This is a genomic window from Xanthobacter autotrophicus ATCC 700552, from assembly GCF_043194565.1.
In the GTDB taxonomy this organism is placed as follows: Bacteria; Pseudomonadota; Alphaproteobacteria; order Rhizobiales; family Xanthobacteraceae; genus Xanthobacter; species Xanthobacter autotrophicus_F.
In genome coordinates, this window is sequence record NZ_JBAFVS010000099.1 from 1 (window position 1) to 324 (window position 324).

Sequence of the window (324 nt, forward strand, 5' to 3'; positions counted from 1 at the left end):
GGGCATTCTCGACGCGCGGTTCTTCAGTTTCTATGTGGGCCTGGAGAAGCGCCCGAACATCGCGAAGGCGGGCCACATTCCCGGCGCGACCCTCTTTCCCTTCGATGCGAATTTTGCCGCCAACGGCACCTATCGCCCGAAGGAGGAACTCGCCCTCGCCTATACAGCCGTCGGCCTCAGTCCCCGGCAGACGGTGGCTGCCTATTGCAACACGGCCCATGTCTCCGCCATCTCGTGGTTCGTGATGCACGAACTGCTCGGCTACCGGGACGTCATGCTCTATGACGGCTCCATGCTGGCCTGGAGCAAGCACGGCCTGCCGGT

Annotated in this window: 1 protein-coding gene; it reads left to right on the forward strand. The window is 63.3% G+C overall.

The window, feature by feature from the left end; all coding sequences use genetic code 11:
- Positions 1-324: sulfurtransferase (locus V5F48_RS25080; RefSeq protein ID WP_394260664.1), on the forward strand; the 324-nt coding region annotated here is incomplete at both ends.